At 73.2% G+C, this 23250-nt stretch carries 18 protein-coding genes and 1 tRNA gene; 13 read left to right on the forward strand and 6 right to left on the reverse strand.

What is annotated here, in order from left to right; all coding sequences use genetic code 11:
• The first annotated feature begins 123 nt into the window (after window positions 1–123).
• The gene (locus FB458_RS22250) at window positions 124–690 is read left to right on the forward strand and encodes a DUF2958 domain-containing protein (protein ID WP_141848287.1); all 567 of its coding nucleotides are present in this window, start codon (window positions 124–126) and stop codon (window positions 688–690) included.
• A gap of 110 nt (window positions 691–800) precedes the next feature.
• Here the strand turns inward: FB458_RS22250 and FB458_RS09535 are convergent, their stop codons facing one another.
• Window positions 801–1241 (reverse strand): PIN-like domain-containing protein, encoded by a 441-nt coding sequence (locus tag FB458_RS09535; protein WP_211355993.1) that lies wholly within the window; start codon window positions 1239–1241, stop codon window positions 801–803.
• Window positions 1216–2094: a DUF433 domain-containing protein gene (locus FB458_RS09540; RefSeq protein WP_211355994.1), complete on the reverse strand. Its 879-nt coding sequence runs from the start codon at window positions 2092–2094 to the stop codon at window positions 1216–1218. Before FB458_RS09540 ends, FB458_RS09535 begins: the two co-directional genes overlap by 26 nt.
• Before the next feature lie 8 nt (window positions 2095–2102).
• Between FB458_RS09540 and FB458_RS09545 the strand changes: the two genes are divergently transcribed.
• A complete protein-coding gene (locus tag FB458_RS09545; protein ID WP_141848288.1) occupies window positions 2103–4025 on the forward strand; it encodes a hypothetical protein in 1923 nt (640 codons plus the stop codon).
• Window positions 4026–4158: 133 nt separating this feature from the next.
• Here FB458_RS09545 and FB458_RS09550 read toward each other — a convergent pair.
• Window positions 4159–4248 (reverse strand) — tRNA-Lys (locus tag FB458_RS09550).
• A 74-nt stretch (window positions 4249–4322) separates the two neighbouring features.
• On the opposite strand from FB458_RS09550, the gene FB458_RS09555 reads away from it, so the two are divergent.
• The 5 genes from FB458_RS09555 (at window position 4323) to FB458_RS09575 (ending at window position 10999) form a co-directional block, all read left to right on the forward strand.
• Complete coding sequence (locus tag FB458_RS09555; protein ID WP_141848289.1) at window positions 4323–5519, forward strand: MFS transporter; 1197 nt, start codon at window positions 4323–4325, stop codon at window positions 5517–5519.
• Window positions 5520–5577: 58 nt separating this feature from the next.
• Window positions 5578–5883 (forward strand): DUF6349 family protein, encoded by a 306-nt coding sequence (locus FB458_RS09560; RefSeq protein ID WP_141848290.1) that lies wholly within the window; start codon window positions 5578–5580, stop codon window positions 5881–5883.
• A gap of 274 nt (window positions 5884–6157) precedes the next feature.
• Window positions 6158–7618, forward strand: a complete 1461-nt coding sequence (locus tag FB458_RS09565) for an NAD-dependent succinate-semialdehyde dehydrogenase (protein WP_141848291.1) — start codon at window positions 6158–6160, stop codon at window positions 7616–7618.
• Window positions 7619–7782: 164 nt separating this feature from the next.
• Entirely contained in the window at window positions 7783–8973 is a 1191-nt protein-coding gene (locus tag FB458_RS09570; RefSeq protein ID WP_170185623.1) for an RCC1 domain-containing protein, read from the forward strand.
• A 115-nt stretch (window positions 8974–9088) separates the two neighbouring features.
• Complete coding sequence (locus FB458_RS09575; RefSeq protein ID WP_211355995.1) at window positions 9089–10999, forward strand: glycoside hydrolase family 76 protein; 1911 nt, start codon at window positions 9089–9091, stop codon at window positions 10997–10999.
• A gap of 89 nt (window positions 11000–11088) precedes the next feature.
• On the opposite strand, the gene FB458_RS09580 is transcribed toward FB458_RS09575, so the two are convergent.
• On the reverse strand, window positions 11089–12465 hold the full coding sequence (locus tag FB458_RS09580; RefSeq protein WP_141848293.1) for a S53 family peptidase: 1377 nt from the start codon (window positions 12463–12465) through the stop codon (window positions 11089–11091).
• 195 nt (window positions 12466–12660) lie between these two features.
• A complete protein-coding gene (locus FB458_RS09585) occupies window positions 12661–13407 on the reverse strand; it encodes a S1 family peptidase (RefSeq protein ID WP_141848294.1) in 747 nt (248 codons plus the stop codon).
• 220 nt (window positions 13408–13627) lie between these two features.
• Here FB458_RS09585 and FB458_RS09590 point away from each other — a divergent pair, with 220 nt between their 5' ends.
• Both FB458_RS09590 and FB458_RS22055 read left to right on the forward strand, forming a co-directional pair.
• The gene (locus FB458_RS09590; protein ID WP_211355996.1) at window positions 13628–14389 is read left to right on the forward strand and encodes a hypothetical protein; all 762 of its coding nucleotides are present in this window, start codon (window positions 13628–13630) and stop codon (window positions 14387–14389) included.
• Window positions 14390–14422: 33 nt separating this feature from the next.
• Window positions 14423–15097: a PspC domain-containing protein gene (locus tag FB458_RS22055; protein ID WP_141848295.1), complete on the forward strand. Its 675-nt coding sequence runs from the start codon at window positions 14423–14425 to the stop codon at window positions 15095–15097.
• Window positions 15098–15229: 132 nt separating this feature from the next.
• Here FB458_RS22055 and eccCa read toward each other — a convergent pair whose 3' ends face one another.
• Window positions 15230–19114: a type VII secretion protein EccCa gene (eccCa, locus tag FB458_RS09600; RefSeq protein WP_170185624.1), complete on the reverse strand. Its 3885-nt coding sequence runs from the start codon at window positions 19112–19114 to the stop codon at window positions 15230–15232.
• Window positions 19115–19396: 282 nt separating this feature from the next.
• On the opposite strand from eccCa, the gene FB458_RS09605 reads away from it, so the two are divergent.
• Genes FB458_RS09605 through eccB form a run of 4 tightly spaced genes read left to right on the forward strand, consistent with a single transcriptional unit; the run spans window position 19397 to window position 23076 of the window.
• On the forward strand, window positions 19397–19717 hold the full coding sequence (locus FB458_RS09605; protein WP_141848297.1) for a WXG100 family type VII secretion target: 321 nt from the start codon (window positions 19397–19399) through the stop codon (window positions 19715–19717).
• Between the two features lie 55 nt (window positions 19718–19772).
• A complete protein-coding gene (locus tag FB458_RS09610) occupies window positions 19773–20078 on the forward strand; it encodes a WXG100 family type VII secretion target (RefSeq protein WP_141848298.1) in 306 nt (101 codons plus the stop codon).
• Window positions 20063–21538: an EsaB/YukD family protein gene (locus tag FB458_RS09615; RefSeq protein WP_141848299.1), complete on the forward strand. Its 1476-nt coding sequence runs from the start codon at window positions 20063–20065 to the stop codon at window positions 21536–21538. The genes FB458_RS09610 and FB458_RS09615 overlap by 16 nt, the downstream gene beginning before the upstream one ends.
• Window positions 21535–23076: a type VII secretion protein EccB gene (gene eccB, locus FB458_RS21295; protein ID WP_170185625.1), complete on the forward strand. Its 1542-nt coding sequence runs from the start codon at window positions 21535–21537 to the stop codon at window positions 23074–23076. The genes FB458_RS09615 and eccB overlap by 4 nt, the downstream gene beginning before the upstream one ends.
• Window positions 23077–23250: the final 174 nt, after the last annotated feature.

A 23250-nucleotide genomic window follows, 5' to 3' on the forward strand; every position in this document is an offset into this window, starting at 1 on the left:
AGCAGTCCCGCCTCCACTGCTTGACCCGCTGAACCCAGCGCCTAAGGGATTTTTGCGCCTCCGCAAAAGAAGCGGAGGCCGCTTCGCAGAGAAGCCCCAGATCCGTTCACGGCGGAGGGCGCTATGACTGAGGAGAACCCATTGAATATTGACCAAACCCCGTCCGGACAATTCGATTGCGACCGACTGTGTGATGCCTGTTCAAAGGCCTTTAGCGCAGACGAATGGGACGATCGACACTGGGAGCACGAGCCCCAGTGTCCTCGAGACATTGATTCTGATCCCTCTTGTTCGTGTGACCGTGAGGTGCACGCCGGGTGCTGTCGTTGCGTCGTTGCGGAAGATCGGGTGGAGCGCAACGCCGAGTGGCGCGGACATCGCTTCTATCCTGCGCCGTCGATAATCAAGTTGATCCCCTCGCTCTACGGGACCGAGTCGGTGCCGCTCGGCGACAAGTGGCTGTGGCTCCACTACTTCGTGGGGGCTTGCGACTGGTGGTTGGCTGAGTACGACTCGGCTAGCGGCGTTGGGTGGGGCTATGCATGTCTTGGCGACCCCGGCGTTGCGGAGTGGGGCTACGTGTCGCTCGTGGAACTCGAGTCCCTGAACAACGGCTGGGTTGTCGAGCGTGACCGCCATTGGACCCCCTGCACTGCTATGCAGGCGCACCTTCCCGGACGTGCGGTGTAGTGCACAGCGCTCAGCCGTCACGATAGGCGGCGGCTGGGCGGCGCCGTCGCGAGCGCTGGCGCGCTCACCAGTTGCAGCGCCGACGTGACGTCGGCGAAGGCGCATAGTCGTCAGCCGAGTGGCAGCGAGCGGATCTCGTCGGTGTAGACGCCGTAGATGTACGGTCCCGGCTGTTGGGCAGCACGCACGATGGCTGCAATGTTGTTGAGGTAACGGGCTGCAAGCTCGTCGGCGGTGATGTCGGCCCGGGGGACACAAAAGAGCCGGGCGCCGGTAGAGCGCACGGCTGCTCGTTCGAGATCGTTGCGGCGGATGGCGGCGTCTTTGTGGAAGCCGATCCAGCCTCGCTCGGCAGTTAGCGCAATCCAGTCAGGGTCGGCCGTGGCTTGAGCGAGGGACTCGCCGTAGTGCTCGCGCATTGTCGTGAGCTCGATGCCTGCCGCCCGCAGCGCCCGGGGCAACTGGACTGCACCGAGGCTTCGATCAATGAAGACGTGCGGAAGGCCAACCAGTCGGGCGTTGGGCTCAGGCGCTGAGCTCGAGTGCGTCACGAAGCTCGCCTACAGGCACGCCGTAGTCCTCAGAGACGGCGTCAAAGCTCTCGCCGGCGTGGAGCGGGCCGAGGGCGTCGGACACACGCACCCCGCTGTTGCCGAAGACGGGTTGGCCGCGTCCGCGCTGGGGGTCGAGGACCACGTTGGCGTGTTCGAACTGGGGCAGGCGGATCAGGTTGGCGTAGTTGTCGTCGCTAAAGCTGATCTGCTTGAGATAGTGCTTAACGACGTCCTTGAACACGTACTGGCCTGACCGCGGCACGATGAGGTGTCGTGCGACGGAGCCGTCAGGGCTGTCTTCGCCTGTCTGCTGAGCGAACTGCCAGAGCACCTCGGCGCCGTCGGTGTAGAGGTCCTTCGACGCTAGGGCATGAGGGCCAACGTGCTGCACGAGCCAATCAAGCGACGGGCGGATGCGCTGCATCGGGACGCCGGAACGGCGAAAGGCGTTGAGGACGTAAGCCTCAGCGATGCCAATGAACGGCAGGCGAGCATGCCCGCGCTGGCTGGCCTTGATCGAGGTGATGATCGGCAGGCCGCTGACGGTGCGTTCCTCGGTGCGATCGTGGCGGCGCTGCTCGTAGCCATCGGCCCAGGTGCGCAGGGTCGTCTGAGGAACGCGAAGGTATGTAGACGCCTCGGCCAGAGTGTAGAGGGGAACGGTGAACCGCTCGTCACGCTTAGCTGGTCTCACGAACACCCTCCTCATGCTTGATGTTGCCAGTCTGTCACCAAAGTGGCGGGCAAGGTGCCGTGCCTGCAGCGTGAGGTCGTCCTGATCCGCGGTGACTGCCTGAACCCCATGCCCGTAGCTGATTTCACCGCTGCTGAGCGAGAGCGGTGATGCCATGATTGGCCATGATGATCGACTATAACGTCTGCGACCATTGGGCCGACGACACGCCGGCGTGGGTGAAGTCGCTGGTGTCTTCGCTTGACCGTAATCACGGATTCAGTGGCGTGCTTCCGCTAACGGTAATCGTGAGTGAGATCGCCGAGTGGCTCGAACTCGCCAGCGGGGTTGACGCTTGGGCGAAGTCTTCTAATCGACGCTCCCTTCTACTAGACCTAGATCAGTCGGTCGCAGCAATTGGAAAGAATTTGACGGTGGTTGTTTCATCAGCTTTCGCCGAGTTTCGAGGTCATTTCTTGGCTCTGGACTCCAGTCCTCGAGAGGTTTTGATGGCTGATCCGGGTCGACGAACGGGCCTTGCGTGGACCCGTGTCCTTAAGAGCTCGCAAATTTTGCTCGACACACTCAAGGGTGACGACGCTGTGCGCGCAAGCTGGGTAGATCTCGTGGCGGCATCGCAAGATAGATCCTCAAACAAACGAGAGTATCGGCCTATAGCCGAGGTGCTTCACGACCAGTTACGTCTTCGCGGCCGAACAGCCGACGGCGTCTTTCGCGATCTGGCGTCCATTGTCGCCTACGGCGCGACCTCTCTTGAAATCACGGGGGAAGTTGTCAGTGAGCCAATTCCGGATCGTCTGGCAAACGCTGGCCATCTGGTCGCTCAGCGGCCGGAAGAGGAGTCCATTGTCGTCTGGATGGGGTATAGGGGCAGGATCGCTCATGATCTCCATGCGGGTAGCGTCGCCTTCTTCGACGCGCACTGGGCAGTGCCGAACGCGGACCCCACGAGAACTTCCTTCCCTTTCAAGTGCGAACTGTGGGAAATCGTGAAGTATGGTTTCGCCTTTAGGGTGGGGAACCAGGCGCTCAATGAGCCGGGTGTTGACTCGGTGGTGCGTATCGATCTAGGGCAAACCACGGCCGCGGGCGCGTTTGCCCGAGCAAAAAAAATTGTGGACACGCTTCTGAATGTGGCTATTCATCGGTCAGGGGGAATTCGCCCGCAACTAGTGGAGTATCACGTGCTGCGCTCCGGAGTTCCGGCTGGGAGTGGGCATTATGCGCTCAACTCGGCAACAGGATTTCCAGACGACAACTACGGCGCAGGCATCACGATGAGGGCGATCGGAAGACACGTGCCCCGTATCGCTGAAGCTTTATCCCGTGCGGATTTGCCTGTATTTCTGAGTGCTGCCGTCGAAGTTCAGGTGGCAAGTGAGCATCCGTTCAGCCGCGATATGGCTCTTCGGACGCCGTCAGAGGCAGACATAAGCAGCGTTGTGCCTCTGACAGATCGTGTTGTTCAACACGTTGCGGCCTACGCAGGAATGAAGCCTGGAGATTTATTTGAAGCTCTTGGTCAGAAATGGGCTCACGCGCGGTGGCTCACGGACGTTCAGCGTGCCGTGCAAATGTGCCTATTAGGTTCGGGATGGGCGCAACCGCAGGAACTGTTGCATGAACTGACTGTGGAGTGGTTCTCGGAGCGCCCTGCTAGTCCATGGATTTTGTGGGTGGAGGATCGGGCCGAGGATCTTTTGAGTTTGTGTCGACTCGAGCATGAGCGACGCTGGATTGAGCGCATGCTTGTCAGCGTCAGCACTCACGAGATGTATGCATCGCTTGAGCGTGAATACGCAACCGAGGGGCAAATCCTAGAGGCCCGAAGAACTCGTGTACGCAATGCCCTAGTCCATGGCAATCCCGCCTGCTTCGCTTCGATTGAATCGGTTCGGGAGTACGCCGAATTCGCGAGCCGCTCTTCGCTCAATATCGCGTTGGAGTCCTACGTCGACGGAACCTCTGTGGCAGAGGCACTCCTAGAGATTCCTGACGATTACAAGGCTCTCAAGAGTGGGCTCGATGCTTCGAGCTACTGGCGAGAGCGAGTGGCACGTGAGGGATGGCCGCCCAGCGAGCTCTGAGCGGGTTGACACCCCAGACGCGCCTCATCGGTGTCACCGGGAGACGCTCGTTCGGTTGAGGGTGCGTCCCGGCTGCGGACTTGACGCGGACTTGACCCAGCGGATCGTTACTGTCATCCCTGCCTCATGCGTCTGACCTCGGACGACACAATTGATCGGACGGGGCCGAACGCGAGGACTTGCGGATTAAAAGTCCGCAGCTCTGCCAGTTGAGCTAGAGGCCCGGCGGTGCACGAGCGTACGACACCGGAGCGCCTTGCCGCGGCTGACCGCGCGTCCGTGGGTACGGTCCGACCCGTGTCGCCACCCACCACCCCGCCGGGCACGCGCCCCGGTCGTGGCCTCGTCCTCCTGCTCGCGGTCGCGGCGGGCGCGGCCGTCGGCAACCTCTACTGGGCCCAGCCGCTGCTGGAGGTCATCGGGCGCGAGCTCGACGTCCCGTCCGGGCACGCCGGCTGGCTGGTGACCGCCACCCAGCTCGGCTACGCCGTCGGGATCCTCCTGATCGTCCCGCTCGGCGACGTCCTCGACAGGCGACGTCTCGTGCCGCTCCTGCTCACCGTCTCCGCGGTGATGCTCGTCGGCTGTGCGGTGGCGCCCACCTTCCCCGTGCTCCTCGCGGCGGTCACCCTCGTCGGCCTCACCACCGTCTCCGGCCAGGTGATCGCCCCGCTCGCGGGGGACCTCGCCGACCCGGCCGAGCGGGGCCGCGTCGTGGGCACCGTCACCTCGGGCATCCTCACCGGCATCCTGCTCTCCCGCACCGTCAGCGGGCTCGTCGCCGGGGCGTTCGGCTGGCGGGCCATCTACGTCGCCGCCGCGGTGCTGGCCCTCGTCCTCGCCGTCGTGACCTGGCGCCGACTGCCGGTCCTGCCGGCCAAGACGCACCTGCCCTACCCGGCGCTCCTCCGCTCGGTCTTCACGGTCGTTGCCCAGGAACGTGTCGTGCGGTGGTCGCTCGTCCTCGGGGCCCTGCAGTTCGGTCTCTTCACGATGTTCTGGACGGCGCTGACCTTCCTGCTCAGCGCGCCACCGTACGAGTACTCGGAGGCGGCCATCGGCCTCTTCGGCCTCTTCGGCCTCGCCGGGGCGGTCGCCGCGCAGCGCAGCGGCCGGCTGCACGACCGGGGCTGGTCGCTGCCCGCGGCCGGGGTCGGGTGGGTCGCCGTCCTCGCCTCGTTCGTCGTCGCGGCCGTCTCCGGTCGGCACGTCGTCGGGGTGGTCGTCGCCATCGTCCTGCTCGACGTCGCCATCCAGTCGCTGAACATCCTCAACCAGACGCGCCTCTTCGCCGTGTCCCACGAGGCTCGCAGCCGGCTCAACACGGCGGCCATCACGACCAACTTCCTGGCCGGGGCGGTCGGCTCGGCGCTCACCGGACCGCTCTGGCAGGCCGGGGGGTGGACCGCCGTCGCGTCCGCCGGGGCCGCCCTCTCGCTCGTCGGCCTCGGCGTCTGGGCGGTCGGGCGCCGCGGCGCCCTCGTCGGCAGCTGACCGACGGCCGTCCTGAGACAGGAGCCGGCGCGACAGGTCCGGGTGACACACTGCGCACGTGGGTCGAACCAGCCGTGCCCTGACGTTCCTGCGTCGACGTGGCCACGCCGTCGCCGTGCGCGGCGCCGACGGCAGGAAGCACGAGGCGACCCTCGTCAAGCTGCCGAAGGTCGAGCGCGAGGACTCGCCGGCCGTCGTCGAGAAGGGCAGCTTCACCTTCGGCTACTGCAAGAGCTGCGACTGGACCGGACCCGCCCGGCGCGCCCGGGACAAGGCGGTGCGCGACGCCGTCCGCCACGACGGCGCCTGCCCCGGCAAGCCCAACGTGCGGGTCGGGGTGCTCGACGGCGACCCGCGCCCCTGACCGTCGCCTCGACCGCAAGGGACTTGCGCAAAAGGTAAAACTCGGGCATTCTCCTGGGGTCGATGCGGGAACGCCTGTGGGGGCCGACCCGCCGCCCGGCACCGGACCTGTGGGGGTTCGACCGCCGGCCGTGACGCGAGTGGGGCCCCACCCCGGTGCGGGGTGGGGCCCTTGTCACGCCCCCGGTGGTGGACTCGCGGCACCCCCGGCGAGAGGCTGACCCCGTACGCCGTCGTGCGGGCACCGCCCGCCACCACCTCCCGGAGGAGCCCCCGTGCCCGTCAGCCAGAAGTCCCTGCTCGAGTCCGTGCCGACCGGCCTCTACATCGACGGCCGGTGGCGCGACTCCTCCGACGGCGCGACCGTCGCCGTCGAGGACCCGGCGACCGGGCGCCCGTTGCTCCACGTCGCCGACGCGACCCCCGCCGACGGGTTGGCCGCGCTCGACGCCGCCGTCGCCGCGCAGGCCGATTGGGCCGCCACCGCGCCACGCGACCGCGGCGAGATCCTGCGCGCCGCCTACGAGCTCATCACCGAGCGCACCGAGGAGTTCGCGCTCCTCATGACCCTCGAGATGGGCAAGCCGCTGGCCGAGGCCCGTGGTGAGGTCGTCTACGGCAGCGAGTTCTTCCGCTGGTTCTCCGAGGAGGCCGTGCGCATCTCCGGCCGCTGGTCCACCGCCCCCAACGGCGCCACCCGGCTGATGACGATGAAGCAGCCCGTCGGGCCGGTCCTCATGATCACGCCGTGGAACTTCCCGCTGGCCATGGGTACCCGCAAGATCGGCCCGGCCATCGCCGCCGGCTGCACCATGGTCGTCAAGCCCGCCACCCAGACGCCACTGACCATGCTCGCGCTCGCCGCGCTGCTCGAGGAGGTCGGTGTGCCGAAGGGTGTCGTCAACGTCGTGACGACGACCCGCACCGCCGAGCTGTGCGAGCCGCTCATCCGCGACCCGCGGCTGCGCAAGCTGACCTTCACCGGTTCGACCCCGGTCGGCCGGATGCTCGTCGAGCAGTCCGCCGAGCAGCTGCTGCGCGTCTCGATGGAGCTCGGCGGCAACGCGCCGTTCCTCGTCTTCGCCGACGCCGACGTCGACCGCGCCGTCGAGGGGGCCATGCTGGCCAAGATGCGCAACATCGGCGAGGCCTGCACCGCCGCCAACCGCTTCTACGTGCACGAGTCCGTCGCCGAGGAGTTCTCCGCCAAGTTCGCCGAGCGGATGGGCGCCATGACGATGGGCAAGGGCACCAAGAAGGGCGTCACCGTCGGGCCGCTCATCGACGCCCGCGCCGTGGAGAAGGTCACCGAGCTGCTCGACGACGCGGTGTCGAAGGGCGCGCGGGTCGTCACCGGCGGCCAGCCGCACAAGGGGGCCGGCCACTTCTTCCAGCCCACCGTCCTCACCGACGTCCCGACCAGCGCGCGGCTGCAGAAGGAGGAGATCTTCGGGCCGGTCGCCCCGATCACGACCTTCACCGACGACGACGAGGCGGTGCGGATGGCCAACGACACCGAGTTCGGGCTCGTGGCCTATCTGTTCACCCGCGACCTCAGCCGTGCGGTCACCGTGAGCGAGCGGCTCGAGTACGGCATGGTCGGCGTCAACCAGGGCGTCGTGTCCAACCCGGCGGCGCCCTTCGGCGGCGTCAAGGCCTCGGGCTACGGGCGTGAGGGCGGCTTCGAGGGCATCGAGGAGTACCTCGAGACGAAGTACGTCGGTCTCGCCCTCTGACGGGGTCTCGTCCGTTCGGCCAGCGCCCCACACCGGACGGTGTGGGGCGTATCCGCCGAAACGCCTCTTTCGCCCACATCCGCTGCTAACGTGATGTATCGCCGCGGAGGGGAGAGCCGCGGACCATGCTGGGGATCTGGGTGAGGGGCTTCGCCATGCCATCGATGGCTTCTGCACGTCCGGGGCGCCGTACGGCGTCCGTCGCACGACCGCTGGGCGCGGCGCTGGTCGCCGCCCTCGCGCTGCTGGGGGCGCTGGTCACGCCCGCCACGGCGTACGCCGCCCCGTCCCCCTCGGGGGGCCTGGCGACGGTCGTCACGCTCGAGCGAGCGACCTGCGGGGTGACCGCCGCGCACGGGGTCGTCTGCTGGGGGGCCGACGACCTCGGCCAGCTCGGCACCGCGCCCGGGCGCGACAGCACGGTGGCGCGTCCGGTGCCCGGGCTCGGCTCGGGGGTCGTCTCGCTCGCCGCCGGCTACGCCCACGCGTGCGCCGCGCTGACCTCGGGCGAGGTGCGCTGCTGGGGCGCCGGCGAGTCGGGCCAGCTCGGCACCGGGCCCTCGCTCGGCGCCGGTGACGGCACGCCGCAGCCGGTCCCCGGCGTCAGCGACGCCGTGGCGGTGTCGGCCGGCGGCAACACCTCCTGCGTCCTGCGTCGCGGCGGTTCCGTGAGCTGCTGGGGCGAGAACGTCTTCGGCAGCGTCGGCGACGGCTCGACCGCCAACCGCGACCACCCGGTCGCCGTCTCCGGCCTGGCCGGTCCCGCGACCAAGGTGAGCGTCGGGCCGGGCTACGCGTGCGCCCTCGTCTCCGGCGCCGTCGCGTGCTGGGGTGCCAACTTCGACGGTCGTTTGGGCAACGGCACGATCGGTGGCTACAGCACCACCGCCGCGCCGGTCACCGGTCTGCGGGGCGCGACCGACCTCAGTGCCGGCGCCGTGTCGGCCTGCGCCGTGGTCGGTGGGGGCGTGCGCTGCTGGGGCAGCGGCATCTTCGGCACCCTGGGCAACGGCAGCCGCGACATGACGGGCACCCCGGTGACCGTCCGCGGCCTCAGCGGGGTCACCTCCGTCGTCGGCACCTCGCAGGAGGTGTGCGCCACGACGGCCGGTGGGCGGCTGTGGTGCTGGGGTGACAACCAGGGCGGCATCGTCAAGGTCTCGGCCGGCTCGACCACCGTGCCCGTCCTCTCGCCGCTGGTCGGCGTGACCGCGGTCGCGCCGGGCTCCCGCCACGCCTGCGCCGTCTCGTCGGTCGGCGCCACCTGCCAGGGCCTCAACGGCAGCGGGATGCTCGGCGACGGCACGCGGACGTCCTCGCGGACCCCGGTCGGGGTCGTCGGGCTCACGGCCTGACGCCGCGCCACGCAGGGACCCCGGGCCGTCGCGCCCTCGGCGACGTCGAGGTGCGCGACGGCCCGTCCGGTTCTACGGTGCTGGATGACATCGTTGTCATCGACAGGAGCCCATCGTGCCGCACCTCATCCCCCACCGACCCGGAGGCCGGGCCCTGCTGTCGGCCGTCGCGGTGGCCCTCGCCGTCGCCCTCGCGGGCGTCGGCGGAGCCGGTACGGCGCACGCCGGGCCGCCGACCGGCTCCGAGGGTGTCCCCGTCACCCGCTCGGACGCCCAGGCCGCCGCCGACGTGCTCATGACGTCGTACGACCCGGTCAAGGCGTGGTTCCCCTCGAGCTGGTGGAACTCGGCCGTCGCGCTGCAGACCGTGGGTGACTACATGCAGCGCACGGGCGACCGGCGCTACCTGCCCGAGCTGGAGAGGACGTTCACCCAGGACCAGGGTGCCTTCCCGGCTGGATACCTCTCAGGAGACCCCCTCCTGGGCAACTTCACCAGCCGCGCCATCGACGACACCGAGTGGTGGGGGCTGACCTGGCTCGAGGCCTACGACCTGACCCACGAGCAGAAGTACCTCGACATGGCCGTGACCATCGCCGAGTACGTCGAGGGCTACTGGGACGACAGCACGTGCGGCGGCGGCGTCTGGTGGGACGCCGAGCGGACGTACAAGAACGCCGTGACCAACGGGCTGTGGGTGCGCCTCACGGCCGAGCTGCACAACCGGCTGCCGGGCGACGCCCGCTGGCTCGACCGCGCCACCCAGGCCTTCGACTGGTACGTCGGCTCCGGGCTGGTCGACGCCGCCGGCCTCGTGAACGACGGACTGACAACCGACTGCCGCAACAACGGGTCGACGGTCTGGAGCTACAACCAGGGCCTCGGGATCGGGGGTGCGCTCGAGGTCTACCGGGCGACCCACGACCCGGCCGCGCTGGCCTTCGCCCGTCGCCTCGCCGACGCCGCGCAGGCCCGGCCGGAGCTGGTGACCGACGGGGTGCTCACGGAGTCCTGCGACCCGGTCGGGCGCTCCTGCGACGACAACCAGAAGCAGTTCAAGGGCGTCTTCATGCGGTACTGGACCGACCTGGTCGACACGACGGGCGACGCGACGTACGCCGCCTTCGCGCAGCGCCAGGCGGTCTCGGTCGTCACCACCGACCGCGACGTCGTCGGACGGCTCGGCCAGCGCTGGGCCGGTGCCGGCACCGCGGACTCGCCCAACGTGCGCGACTGGCGCACCCAGGCCTCGGCGCTCAGCGCCGTGCTGTCCGCCCTGCCCGCCACCGGTGGAGCCCGGCGCTCGCTCAGCGCCGCCCTCGCGCCGACCTCCGCCGTCGTCATGCCCTCGGCCACGGCGAGCGGCCGTCAGGACCTCACGCTCACCGTCGTCGGCACCCGGCCCGCCGCGACGGCGGTGCGGCTGCGTCCGGTCGCGCCCGACGGGTGGACCGTGCGGGTGCGCCAGCAGGTGACCCTGCGCCCGGGCGGGTCGACGACGCAGCAGTCCGTGCCCGCCGTCGTGACCGTGCCGGCCGGCATGCCGGACGGGACCTACGACGTGGGGGTCCGGGCCGCCGCGGGGGCCCTCGCCTGGACGGCGACGGCGCAGGTGGTGGTCGCCCGCACGGCGGACTTCGACACCGGGACGGCGGCGGAGGCGCCCTGGCTCGTCGACCCGGACGGCTCGCAGAGCAACGGCGTCGGCAACCGGTTCGCGGACGGGACGGCCCACTTCACCTACCGGTTCCCGCTGCCGTCGGACACCCGGGCGGCCACGGTCGTCCTCACGGTGGACAACGAGTACGCGGTGGACGTCAGCCACGACGGCGTGACCTGGACGAGCGCGGCCCGCGAGTCGCAGCGGGTGACCGACGGCTCCAACCGCACCGACCTGCGCGTCGACCTGGCCCCGGTCCTGCCGAGCAGCGGGGCCGACCGCACCGTCTACGTGCGGGTCTCGGACGCGTTCCCCGAGGACGGGTGGGGCGGGCGCGTGTCCCACGTCGCGCTCGACCTGGGCTGAGCCCGGACGGCGGACGGGCGGGTGGGGGAGACCCACCCGCCCGTCGCGCTCAGCCGGCGGCCGCGCCGCCGGGGTCGATCAGTGCCGCGTCACTGCTTGTTCGACGCGGCCAGCGACAGCGCGAGCGCGTCGACGACCGGCGAGCCCAGGCCGCTGGCGGCGTCCCAGCCGGTGCCGGCGGTGAACCCGCCCAGACCGAAGTCGCCGTTCTGGCCCTTGGTGATGTCGTGGAACGCGCCGGGCATCGTCCGGGCCGTCTTGTACAGCGCCGGGTTGATGAAGCCGAGCGAGCCCTTGTTGAGCTGGGCGATGTCGGCGGTGATGCCCGCCATCTGCGGGCTGCCCGAGCTGGTGCCGCCGAAGATGTAGAAGCTGCCCTGCAGCGCGACGATGACGCCGCCGTCGATGGCGGCGTCGTACGAGACGTCCGGCACGCCGCGGCTCGGCAGCGAGCCCACCGACTGCTGCCAGTACGGCGTCGCGTACGTGGTGCTGAAACCGCCACCACCGGAGGTCCGGTAGCCGTAGGTCTTCTCCTCGTTCCAGACGACCTCGCGCTGGTAGGCGCCGGTCACCGGGTTGGCGAAGAGCTGGGTCCCGCCGACCGAGGTGACGAACGGGTCGCTCGCCGGGGTCGAGGCGGCGATCATGTTGCCCTTGCCGTCGCAGGTCGGCTCGGTCGAGCCGGAGTCGCCGGCCGACGCGAAGACCGTGATGCCCTGGCGGCGGGCCTTGTCGAGGATGGTGTGCTGGGCGGCCAGGGTGGTCCCGGGCTGCTGGGTGCCGTCCGCGTTGACGCCGTAGCAGGCCTCGGCCTCGCCGAAGCTCATCGACATCGTGTCGCCGAGCTTGTGGTCGACCGCGTACCGGATCGCGCTCTGCAGGTCGCTGTCGTTGCTCGTCTTCGCGAGCACGAGCACGATCTTCGCGTCGGGCGCCATCGCGTGCGACCACTCGACGTCGAGGTTGATCTCGCCGGCCCAGCCCTGCTGGGTGGCGTCGTTCGGGTCGAACGGCGTGAGCCCGTCGGGGGCGACGATCTGCAGCGGCGCGTCCGGCAGGCCCCAGACATTGTCGAACGCGGCGAGGTCGTCGCGCAGGGTCGGGCTCTGGTACGCGTCGACGATGACGACGGTGCGGCCCTTGCCGCCGTAGCCGGCGCCGATGAGCTTGTCGGTGCCGTACGCCGTGCGCATCTGGCTGGGGCCGTAGCACCGCGGGCTGGCCGTCGTCGACTGGCACTTGAAGACGACGCTCGACGGGGTGGCGCTCTTGGCCATGGCGCTGACGTCGGGCGACGGCACCTTGACCTTGGGGGGGCCGACGACGGAGCTGGGGGTCATGTGCCCCGAGGAGCCGGCGGGGGCGGCCGCGGTGGCGGCACCGGTACCGGCGGCGGTGGCCGCGGCGACGAGCGCGGCGGTGGCGACGGCCACGGCGCCGTACCGAAGGGTGGATCGAGTCACGTGGGTGGAACCTTCCCTCGACTCAGGGCGGCTCCACGTCGAATGACCTGCAGCGTCCCCTGGCGACAGCGGTCTACCAGAAACACCTCGGGTCCCGACAGGTTGTTCTGAGAAACCGTCCGGATTGCGGCAAACGTACGGCGGGCCGGGCCGCCCCTGCTGGACCCCGGCCCGCCGTACGGCTCGTGGGACCGCTCAGACGCCCGTCGTCGAGGCGATCCAGCTGCGGCTGCCGGTGAGGTTGGCGTAGTTGGACCGGGCGTTGATGTCCGCGCCCGGGTCGGCCACGTCACCGGTCGAGCAGACCCCGACGATCTTGCCGCCGATGACGAGCGGACCACCGGAGTCGCCGTGGTTCGAGGCACCGTCGATGCCCTCGACGTGGATGGCGCGCCCCCCGTAGGCGTCGGTGCTCGAGCCGAGCACGTCGACCGTGGCCTTGTAGAGGTGGTCGGACTGGGCGCCGTTGGCGCGCGCGCCGTAGCCGTAGATCGTCCCGGAGTCGGCCGTCGACGGCGAGTAGGAGCTCGCCAGCTGGCCGTAGGAGCTGACCGACTTCGGGGACGAGAGGTGCACCAGACCCACGTCACCGTACGGCGAGTTGTAGACCGCGTCGGCGGCGACGGGCGTGCCCGGGTTCGTCGTCGAGTTGCTGTAGTAGACGTCCATCCACTGGTCGCCGTCGGTGCAGTGCTGGGCGGTGAGCACCCACTCGCTCGAGATGGCCTCGCCGGTGCAGCCGTAGGTGCCGCCGTTCTGCGAGAAGACGAGCTGCACGATGTACGGCGACGTCGCGTAGGTGCCGCCGATGATGTTCGGCGTCGTCGTGCTCGACGTGGTGCTCGGGATCGGGTGCTCGGCCGCGGTCGCGGCGGAGGCGCCGGAGGCCGCCAGGGTGAGGGCGGCGAGGGTGCCGAACAGAGCGCGGGTCGGGGTCTTCATCAGTGGATGTCCTTGTCGGTCAACGGTGTCGGGGACGGTCGGCCGTCGCTGCGCCGGTCGGTGGACCGGGGTGACGGCGGTGCCAGGGAAGCCCGGCACCAGGGCCGGCGCAAACGCTGGTGACCCGCTCCTGACGATGTTGACCGAGTCCTGACCGAATGCTGGGACGGCGGTGAGGACGGCCCGGGGGGCTCGTGACGCGGCGCCGTACGGTGGCCCCGTGCCGGAGCGCAACCGCGTCACTCCCCTGGGGGAGGTCGTCGCCGTGCCCCTGCGCGGGGCCTGGACCGGCAACCGGGGCGTCGTCCACGGCGGTGCCTCCGGGCGCGAGATCGTGCGCAGCCACACCACGACGGCGTGGATCGTCTGCGCCCTCGAGTACCGCGGGTGGGTGGCGCCGCGCTGGGCGCCGGGACGGTGGACGGCGCTGTTCTTCCACGACGAGGCGGTGGCGCTCGCCGCGGGCCACCGGCCCTGCGCGCTGTGCCGACGCCCCGCCTTCACCGCCTTCCGCGACGCCGTGCGCGCGGCGACCGGCCGCACCGGTCTGCGGGCCCCGGAGCTGGACCGGGTGCTGCACGCCGAGCGCCTCGGCCCCGGACGGGGGCCGCGGGCGGGGCGCACGCACCGGGCCGACTGGGCGGGGCTCCCCGACGGCGTCGTCGTCCTCGACGGGGGAGGTCCCCGGCTCGTCCTCGAAGACCGGACCGTCGCGTGGACCGCGCAGGGGTACGGCGCCGCCCTCCCGCGGCCGGCGGCCGGGCCCGTCGTCGTCGTCACGCCACCGACGACCGTGGCCGCCCTGCGGCACGGGTACCGCGTGCAGGTCGATCCCTGCGCGCTGTCCGCGGTGGGCCGGGCCGTGGACGGGGGCGACCCTGACCCGGCTCCGGGACGGACGGCCGTGCCGACCCCGACGTCGGGAGGAGTCCCGGGAGGGGTCGGGGTCCGGTCAGGGGCCGGTCAGGGAGGCACCCACTGACCCCTCGGGCGCGACCGGAGCACGCTCGACGACATGACCACCACACCCACTCCCGTCCCTCCGTCCTCCACCACCCCGGCCCTCGACCGGTTCTTCGACACGCTGCGTCGCAGCCCCGTCCGGCGCAGCCGGGAGCGCGTCCTCGCCGGCGTGTGCTCGGGCGTCGCCGAGCGGCTCGGCGTCTCGACCGCGATCGTGCGGGTCGTCGCCGTCGTGGCGGCGCTGCTGCTCCCGGTCGTCGCGCTCTACCTCGCCGCCTGGCTGCTGCTGCCCGACGCCGACGGCCGCGTCCGCCTCGAGGGCGCGGTCCGCCGGGGCGAGGCGTCGTCCATCGTCCTGCTCGTCCTCACCCTCCTGGCCGTGCTTCCCGACGCCGGGGCCCGCAGCCACGTGCCCTTCGGCCTCGCGGTCGTCGCGGCCCTCGTCGTGGGCGCCTTCGTCCTGGGCAACCGCCGCCGGCGCTCGGACCAGGCCGGGACGGGCGCGCAGGGGTGGACCGCTCCGACCGGGCCGACCGGGCCGACCGGGCCGACCGGGCCGACCGGGCCGACCGGGCCGACCGGCCCGGCCCACCCGACCTCCCCGACCTACCCGACGTACCCGACGTACCCGACCTCCCCGACCTCCCCGGCCTCCTCGGCCTCCGCGGCGGGCGAGCAGGGCCCGGCGTCCGCGACCACCCCGACCTGGCCGCAGGACGGCCGCTGAGGGTGAGCGAGCTCGACGGGTGAGGTGACGACGACGGGGACCCCGCCGCGCCCCACCTCGGGTGCTCGGACCCCCGCGTCGATGGCGGCCCACCGGCCTCGGTCGGTGGGCCGTCGGCGTGCCCGCAGGTCGTCAGGCGAGGGCGTCCGCGACGGCGACCTGGAGCTCGGTCACGCCCGACCGCCGGGTGAGCCGGCCGCGCCCGACGACGGCCGCCGGCCGGGTGGCGGTGGCGAGCGAGCCGGCCGGGGACCGGCCGTCGCCGGGTCCGCCGGGTCCGCCGAGGAGCAGGACGGGCTGGTCGAGGTCGTCGAGGGCGGTGACGACGGGATGCGGCCGACGGGACAGCCCCGCCGACCGTCGCGCGAGCAGGACGTGCAGGCCGACGTCCCGGGCATGGGGGAGCAGGGGCACGAGCGGCTCGAAGGCTGCCCCCGGCAGCAGGTCGGCGTCGTCCACGACGAGGAAGGCCGCGGCGCCGCTCCACCAGGAGCGGTCGCGCAGCTGGGCCGCGGTGACGCCGGGGCCGGGCAGTCGCTCCCGCAGCGCCGCCGCGAGCTCGCGCACGAGGCGGGCGGCGTCGTCGCCGGTCGAGGCGCGGTCGGCGCAGAGGTCGTCGTCCAGCTCGCCGAGCAGACCGCGGCGGGGGTCGACGAGGAAGACCTGGGCCTGCGCCGGCCGGTGCCGCCTCGCGATCTCGCGCAAGAGCGTGCGCACCGTCGCGGTCCGACCGGCGCGGCTCTCGCCGAGGACGAGCAGGTGGGGGTCCTGGGTGAGGTCCAGACCGACGGGGGACAACCCCGTGGAGTCGAGGCCGAGGAGCAGCTGCCGGTCCTCCGTGCCGAGCGCGGGGTGGCGCCGGACCTCGTCGAGGCGGACGAGCGAGGGGAGCACGCGCAGCCGGGTCGGCACCGGGCCGTCCCAGGCGTCGTGGACCGCGGCGACCAGTCCGGCCAGACCGTCGTCCGTGCACGGGCCGGGGTCGTCCGCGAGCTGGGGACGGGCCACGAGGGCGTGGTGGCCGCCGACGCTCAGAGCGCGACCCGGCCGGCCGAGGGGGACCCGAGCGGCCTGCCGACGGTCGACCTCGGAGTCGAGCGGGTCGCCGAGGCGCAGCTCGACGCGGGTGCCGAGGACGTCACGCAGCGCGGGCCGCAGGTCCGCCCAGCGGGTCGTCGCGAGCGCGAGGTGGACCCCGTGGCTGAGCCCGCGCTGGGCCAGCTCCGTCAGCACCGGCTCGAGCTCGGGGAAGTCGCTGCGCAGCGTGGCCCACTGGTCGACGACGAGCAGCACCTCCGCCCGGTCGTGGCCCGCCCCGGCCTCACGGGCGTCGGCGACGGCCCGCACCTCGGCCACGACCCGGCGGACGAGCTCCGGCTGGGCGCGGCCCGCGACCGCGGCCACGTGCGGCAGGTCCGCGAGCGGCGCCAGGGCCCCGCCCCCGAAGTCGAGGACGTGCACCCGCAGCTCCTGCGGGGAGTGGGTGAGCGCCAGCGCCCCCACGAGCGTGGCCAGGGTCGTCGACCGTCCCGAGCGGGGCGCGCCGACGACGGCCACGTGGCCGGCCTCGCCGGAGAGGTCGGCCGTCAGGACGTCGTACCGCTGCTGGCGCGGGCGGTCGACCACCCCCAGCGGGACGGTGAGCCGACCCCTGGCGCGCCAGGAGGGCGAGGTCAGACCCTGCCCGTCCACGCGGGCGAGGTCCGGCAGCAGCGACCCGAGCGAGGGGGACCGGTCGGGTGGGGGCAGCCACACCGGGCGGGCTCGCGGGGACGAACCCCGCAGCCGGTCGACGACGACCTCGAGCACGGAGGGACCGGTCCCCGCGGCCGGCCCCTGCCGTCCGGCCCCGACGACCGTCGGCTCGGGGGAGGTGCCCGGCTCCAGCGGGTGCAGACGGAACGGCCGGACCTCCGGACGGTCGGCGGGGGCGGCCGCCCGGGTCGGGGGCGGCGCGTCGGCCTGCATCCCCTGCAGGCGCCGGGACGCGCCGGCCGGCCCGGAGACGTACGTCGTCGTGAAGCGGACCGGTGCGTCCGGACCGGTGCGCAGGAACCCCACGCCCGGCGTGGTCGGCAGCTCGTGCGCCTGCGCGGTGCCGATGACGGCACGCGACTCCGTCGCCGAGAAGGTGCGCAGGGCGACGCGGTAGGACAGGTGGCTGTCGAGCCCGCGCAGCCGGCCCTCCTCGAGACGCTGCGCGGCCAGCAGCAGGTGCAGGCCGAGGGAGCGGCCGACCCGACCGACGGTGACGAACAGGTCGACGAGCTCGGGGCGGGCCGAGAGCAGCTCCGAGAACTCGTCGACGACCACGAGGAGGCTCGGCAGCGGGGGCAGGTCGGGGCGCCCGGCCAGGCGCGCCGCCTCGTACGCCTGCCGCGAGGCCAGGCCCCCGGCCGCGCCGAGCAGCTCCTGCCGGCGGTGCAGCTCCCCGTCCAGGGCGTCGCGCATCCGGTCGACGAGGCCGAGGTCGTCGGCGAGGTTGGTGATGACGGCCGACACGTGCGGCAGGTCGCGCAGCCCGGTGAAGGTGGCACCCCCCTTGAAGTCGACGAGCAGCAGGTTGAGCCGATCGGGTCGGTGCGCGGTGACGAGCCCGAGCAGGAGGGTGCGCAGCAGCTCCGACTTGCCCGAGCCGGTCGCCCCGATGACGAGGCCGTGCGGTCCCGCACCGCCGAGGGCCGCCTCCTCGAGGTCCAGGACGACGTGCCGCCCGTCGGGGGAGCGGCCCAGCTCGACCTGGAGCCGCGGGTCGCCGGTCCGGTCGACGCACACCCGGGGACGGCCGTGGGCGTCGAGGTGCAGCAACCGCGCGAGGTCGTCCTCGGCCCGGGCGTCGGGGGGCTCGGCCTCCCAGGGCGGCACGCGGCGCGCCAGCGCGTCGGCGCACGTGAGGTCCAGTCCGTCCGCCACCGCCCGCTCCCGCACCCCCGAGGGGGTGACCAGCTCGACGACGGTGACCGCTCCCGCCCGTGGTCCCGCGTCGGCGACCACGAGGACGGTCTCCTCCGCGGCGGTGCTCAGGTGGTCGACGGGTGGACGATGCGCTCCCGGGTGGTCCTGCCCCCGATCCGCGCCGAGCACCAGGTACGTCGCCCGGCCGACCGGGCCCGGCGGCGGTGGACCCACCGCGGTCGCATCGTCCACCACCACGAGGACCCGGGCGTCGGCGTCCCGTCCCGATGCCGCGCCGACCGCCCGCCCGAGCAGGTCCTCGAGCCCGTCCGGGTGGTCGACGACGAGGTGACGGGGTCCGAGGTCCGTGGGTCGTGCGGCCCCGCCGTCGGCCCGCACGTGCGGCAGCCACTTCAGCCATTCCCACTCGGGCCGTCGACCCGGGGGTGCGACCAGCGCGACGGCGAGGCCGCGGGGGTCGTGGGCCGCGACGGCCTGGCCGACCAGGGCTCGGACGAGCGCCCTGGCGGCCTCGGCCGGCCCCTGCACCCGCACGACCCCTCCCCTCTCGAGCCGCAGCACCGCCGGCACCCCGCCGACGCGGGTGTGCGTGACCAGGAACCGGTCGAGGGCGTGCTGCGCGACGGGGTCGGTGTCCTGCTCCGGCGGCGGGTCCGCGACCTGCAGGGTCAGCTCGAGCGGGGCGTCGGTGACGCCGTACCGCACGAGCAGGTGGTCGGAGCCGCCGCGCCGACGCCCGTCGACGCGGGCGGCGCCGCTCGCGAGGGCCAGCGGGTCCGGGTGGCGGCGCAGCGAGTCATCGCGCTGCCGGCGGGCCGCGGACAGGACGGTGCGTCGGAGCTCGTCGAGGTGGGCGCCGTGAGCCAGACGACCCCGACGGATCCGGTCGTCACGCACCGCCCGGGTGCGCCACAGCGTCGCCGCCGCGAAGGCCGACGACGCCAGCATCACCCCGCCCGCCATGAGCCATCCCTGCACCGAGCCGTGCCCCGTCGAGACGACGACGGCGACCGACCCGACGGCGCCGAGCAGCGGGACGGCGGCGCCGACCGCGGTCAGCGCCGCGCCCTCCGCCTCGGGCAGGGCGGGCGCGGGCCTCACCTCCAGCCTCTCGACCCTCTCGACCCTCTCGACCCTCTCGACCCTCTCGACCCTCTGGCCGGTCTCGACCACGTGGACCACCTCGCCGTCCCGGGACCGTCCCGGTCGTCGCAGGCTAGGCGCTCGCGACCCCCGGCCGCGGGCGAGCGCCGGTCCGCTGTGGACAACCCGGCCGCGGGCGCGCGAGCCGAACAGGGCCTGTGGACAACAGGATCCGTCGGTCACGGCCGGCTCCTAGGGTCGGTCCGAGCCGCCCGATCCGGGCGCCGGACAGGAGGAGCCATGACCGTCACCCAGCAGCAACGCACCGGGGCCCAGCGCGTCGCGGCGGGGCGCGTGCGCGAGCAGCGCGCCGTCTTCGACCGCGACCTCGCCGCGGTGCTCAGCGAGGCGCAGTCCCTGCGCGCCACCTACCAGGGGCCGGCCGCCACGGCCTTCTTCGCCCTCGTGGGTCAGTGGCTCGACGACGCCGGCGCCATCGTCCGCGACCTCGAGGGGTTCGCCGAGCGGATGGACCGCCAGGAGGTCGACGTCGCGGCCCAGCAGGAGGCGTCGGCGTCGGGCTTCACCCGGGCGGGCCACCGGCTCGCCACCCGCTTCTGAGCGCCTCGGCCCACCCCGTCACCCCCAGTCCACGACCTGACACCCAGGAGTTCCCATGACCGACGGCCTGATCCGGGTCGGAGCCGACCAGCTCGACCAGATGTCCGACCACCTGCGAACGACCCACGCGAGGATGAGCACCGGCTTCGCCGACCTCTCGGGTGACCTGCTGCGCACCATCGCCGACTGGGGTGACGGCACGGCGTCCCGCGAGGCGTACGACGCCTTCAAGGTCCGGGTCGACCGCCTGTTCCAGGAGATGTTCGCCGCCGTCGAGGCCATGCCGCCGCTGGTCACCCAGGCGGCGCAGGACGCCCGGGACGGCGAGAGCCGACGGGCGGCGATGTGGAGCGGGCACTGACGCCCGCACCGCTGCTCGCGCTGCGGGTCGTGAGCGACGGTGAGGACCGTGACCTGCTCGTCCCCGGCGACGTCCCGGTGGTGGAGCTGCTGGCCGAGCTCGTCGGCGTCGACGGTCGCTCGGCCGCGTCGGGGCGGGCCCCGTCGGGGCGGCTGGTCCGGGTGGACGGCACACCGGTGCGGCCGGAGCTGGGGCTGCGCGACCAGGGCGTGCCCGACGGCTCGGTGCTGACCCTCGTGGCGGCCGAGGGGCCGTCGGACCACGACGCGGTCGACGACCCGGTCGCCGCCGTCGACGCGGTGCTGCTGAGGCGGGCCGGCGCATGGTCCGGCGGGCGGTCCGGCGGGCGGTCCGGCGGGCGGTCCGGCGTCGCGGCCGCACGCGCGGGCGGCTCCGTCGGGCGATCGCTCCTGTTGGGACTGCTCGGTGTCCTGTCGGCCGGGGCCCTCGTCCCGTCACCGCTCCTCCCGCTCGCCCGCGGGGGGACCCTCGTCCTCGTCCTCGCGGGCGTCCTCGCTCTCGTCACGGCCGTCGGCGGGGTCCTCGCGGCCCGTCTGTCCGGCGACGTCCGGACGGCGTCGACCGGGCTCGGCGCCGCCGTCCTCGTCGCGGCCGCCGCCACCCTGCCCGGGGTCCCGTCCGTCCCCGGTCTCCTCGTCCGCGCGAGCGTCCTGCTCGGTCTGCTCGCCCTGACGATCGGCCTGGCGTTCCCGTGCCGACGGGACGCGGCCCTCGCCCCGGCCCTGGTGGCCCTCGGGGCCCTGGGCGCGGCCGGCGCGCTGCTCGCCGCACCCGTGACGAGCCTCCAGGTCGCCGTCGTCTCCCTCGGCGCCGGCGCGCTCGCCGTGCGGGCGGTCCCGTGGGTGGCGGTCGCCGCGGCCGGCCTCGACCGGACCACGCAGGTCTCGCCCGCCGGTCGGCACCGGCCGGGGTCCCTCGGCGGGGTCGACCTGGACGCCGTCGCGGTGGCCGTCGACCGGGCCCGACGGATGACCCGGGCCGCGACGTGGGGCCTGGGGGCGGTCGCCACGGCCGCGGCCGGGGTCGTCGCCGGGTCGGGTCACGGCGGGCTCCTGCTGGTGGCCTGCCTGGGACTGCTGCTCGCCTCGGTGGAGCGCCGCAGCGAGCCCGGCCTGCGCGTCGCCCGGTGGACGACCGGTGGGGCGGTCCTCGGTGTGGGGTGGCTGGCGGCGGGCGCCCGCCTCCCGGGAGCGGTCCCCGTCGCTCTGGGGGCTGCCGTCCTCGTCGCGGTGGCCGTCGTGGCCCAGGTCGGGACGAGTGCGGCAGCGGCCCGGTCGGGCCACGCCGTCGTCGGCGTCGGCGGCGTGGGCGGGGGCAGCGCCCTCACCGCCGTCGCAGGTCGGCTCCGGGCGACCGCCGAGGTCGTCGCCTACACCGCCGTCCCAGCCCTGGTCGCCTGCACGCTCGGGCTGCTGCCCACCCCGTGGGGTCTGCCGTGACGGCCGGCCCGGACGACCGCAGCGTCCTCGGCCCGCGCCCCCCGGTGGACCGGGGGACCCGCGACAGGCTGGTCCGCTCCGCCACCCGCGACCCGGCCCGGTGCGGTGTCGCGCCGGCGGGGGGTCGCGGCGCGAGCCGTGAGCGGCGACGGTGGCCGGCGTTCGTCGGCGGGGTGCTGGTCACGTCGGTCCTGGTCGCGGTGGTCTCGGTGGTCGCCGCCGTGCGTGCCCCCGCCCGCACCGCCCTCGCCGAGGGCGACCTCCTCGTCGGTCGGGTCTCGGCCGCGCGCTACCTCGAGCTGGGTGGGCGGTTGCACCCGGTGCTCAACGTCGCCTCCGCCCGGCTCGTCACCACGACCGCGCCCCGGACGGTGGTCGTCGACGACGAGGTGCTCACGTCGATGCCGCACGGGCCGACGCTCGGCATCGCGGGTGCCCCCGACGACCTGCCGGCCCCCGACCGGCTGCTGCCCACGGCGGGGTGGCTGGCCTGCGCCGACGGTCCGGCCGTGCGACTGCGGCTCGGCGACGGTGGCGGCCGGACCGGCTCCGCGTCCCCGACCACCACCCCGACCACCACCCCCTCCACCGCACCGGCCTCCGCACCGACCACCGCCTCGACCGCGCCGGGGACCGGATCCGGGTCGCTCCCGGCGGCCACCGTGGTCGGCCCCGGCCCCTCGCCGGTCCGCTACCTCCTCGTCGACGGACGGCGTCTCGCCCTGCCCCCCGGCGCGGCGGCGGCGCTGACGGACGCGGTGGGCAGGTCCGCGCCGACGCAGCCCCTGCCCGCCGCCCTCCTCGACCTCTTCCCACCGGGGACGCCGCTCGATGCCGCGTCGCTCACCCTCGGCCCGGGCGTCGGCGCTGCTCTCCCGGCGTCCCTGCGGCGCCCGGGCGTCGAGCGCGTCGGGCAGCTCGTGCGCACCGGCGGGTCGACCGCGGTCGCGCTCGCCGACGGTCTGCTGCCGCTGGACCCGTTCGCCGCCGCCGTCTACGCCGCGACGGCCCCGTCCGCGCTCGGCCACCCGGTCGAGCTCGCCGAGGCGGACCTCGGGTCCGTCCCGCTCAGCGACCACGACGACCCGGCACCGGACGACTGGCCGCGCGAACGGCCGGGACCCCGGACGGGGACGCCGTGCGCCGGCCTCGCCCCCGCCGTGGACGGAGCGACGGCGGCAACGACGCTCGTCCTCACGCCGCCCACCTCGCCCACCGCGCCCACCCCGCCGGCCGCCACGGCCGCGGCACCCGCTCCCGGCTCGGCCGACCCGCCCGACGGCGCGGTGCGCGCCACCGTCGACGTCCCTCCCGGTGGGGGTGCGCTGGTCCGGGTCGGCCCGGCCGGGGCTGACGGTCCGGTGCTCCTCGTCGACGGGACCGGTACAGCCTTCCCCGTTGCCGACCCCGTCGAGCAGACCCTGTCCCGTCTGGGGTACTCCGGGCAGCCCGTACCGAGCGTCCCGGCCGCGTGGGCCGCCCTGCTGCCCCGGGGTCCGGAGCTGTCGATCGTGGCGGCAGGACGGGGGCCGCGGTAGCGGGGCGGGGTAGCGGGCGGGGTAGCGGGGGGAGTGGCCGGGCCGGCGGCACCGGCGGTGCGCATCGCGCCGAGGTCCGGGCGAGGTCCGGGCGGGGTCCCGACGAGGTCGTGGCGGGGTGGCGGTGAGGCCCCGAGGGTGGGTCGGGAGTTCGGGCCGCCCTTGCCGGTCGGA

This window comes from Lapillicoccus jejuensis, from assembly GCF_006715055.1.
GTDB classification, from domain to species: domain Bacteria; phylum Actinomycetota; class Actinomycetes; order Actinomycetales; family Dermatophilaceae; genus Lapillicoccus; species Lapillicoccus jejuensis.

What these genes read in the sequence shown, in the direction of transcription:
- FB458_RS09570 (WP_170185623.1), top strand. Translation starts at nt 7,783, where the DNA reads ATGGCTTCTGCACGTCCGGGGCGCCGTACGGCGTCCGTCGCACGACCG.
- FB458_RS09540 (WP_211355994.1), bottom strand. Translation starts at nt 2,094, where the DNA reads ATGGCATCACCGCTCTCGCTCAGCAGCGGTGAAATCAGCTACGGGCAT.
- FB458_RS09585 (WP_141848294.1), bottom strand. Translation starts at nt 13,407, where the DNA reads ATGAAGACCCCGACCCGCGCTCTGTTCGGCACCCTCGCCGCCCTCACC.
- FB458_RS09610 (WP_141848298.1), top strand. Translation starts at nt 19,773, where the DNA reads ATGACCGACGGCCTGATCCGGGTCGGAGCCGACCAGCTCGACCAGATG.
- FB458_RS22250 (WP_141848287.1), top strand. Translation starts at nt 124, where the DNA reads ATGACTGAGGAGAACCCATTGAATATTGACCAAACCCCGTCCGGACAA.
- FB458_RS09545 (WP_141848288.1), top strand. Translation starts at nt 2,103, where the DNA reads ATGATGATCGACTATAACGTCTGCGACCATTGGGCCGACGACACGCCG.
- FB458_RS09605 (WP_141848297.1), top strand. Translation starts at nt 19,397, where the DNA reads ATGACCGTCACCCAGCAGCAACGCACCGGGGCCCAGCGCGTCGCGGCG.
- FB458_RS22055 (WP_141848295.1), top strand. Translation starts at nt 14,423, where the DNA reads ATGACCACCACACCCACTCCCGTCCCTCCGTCCTCCACCACCCCGGCC.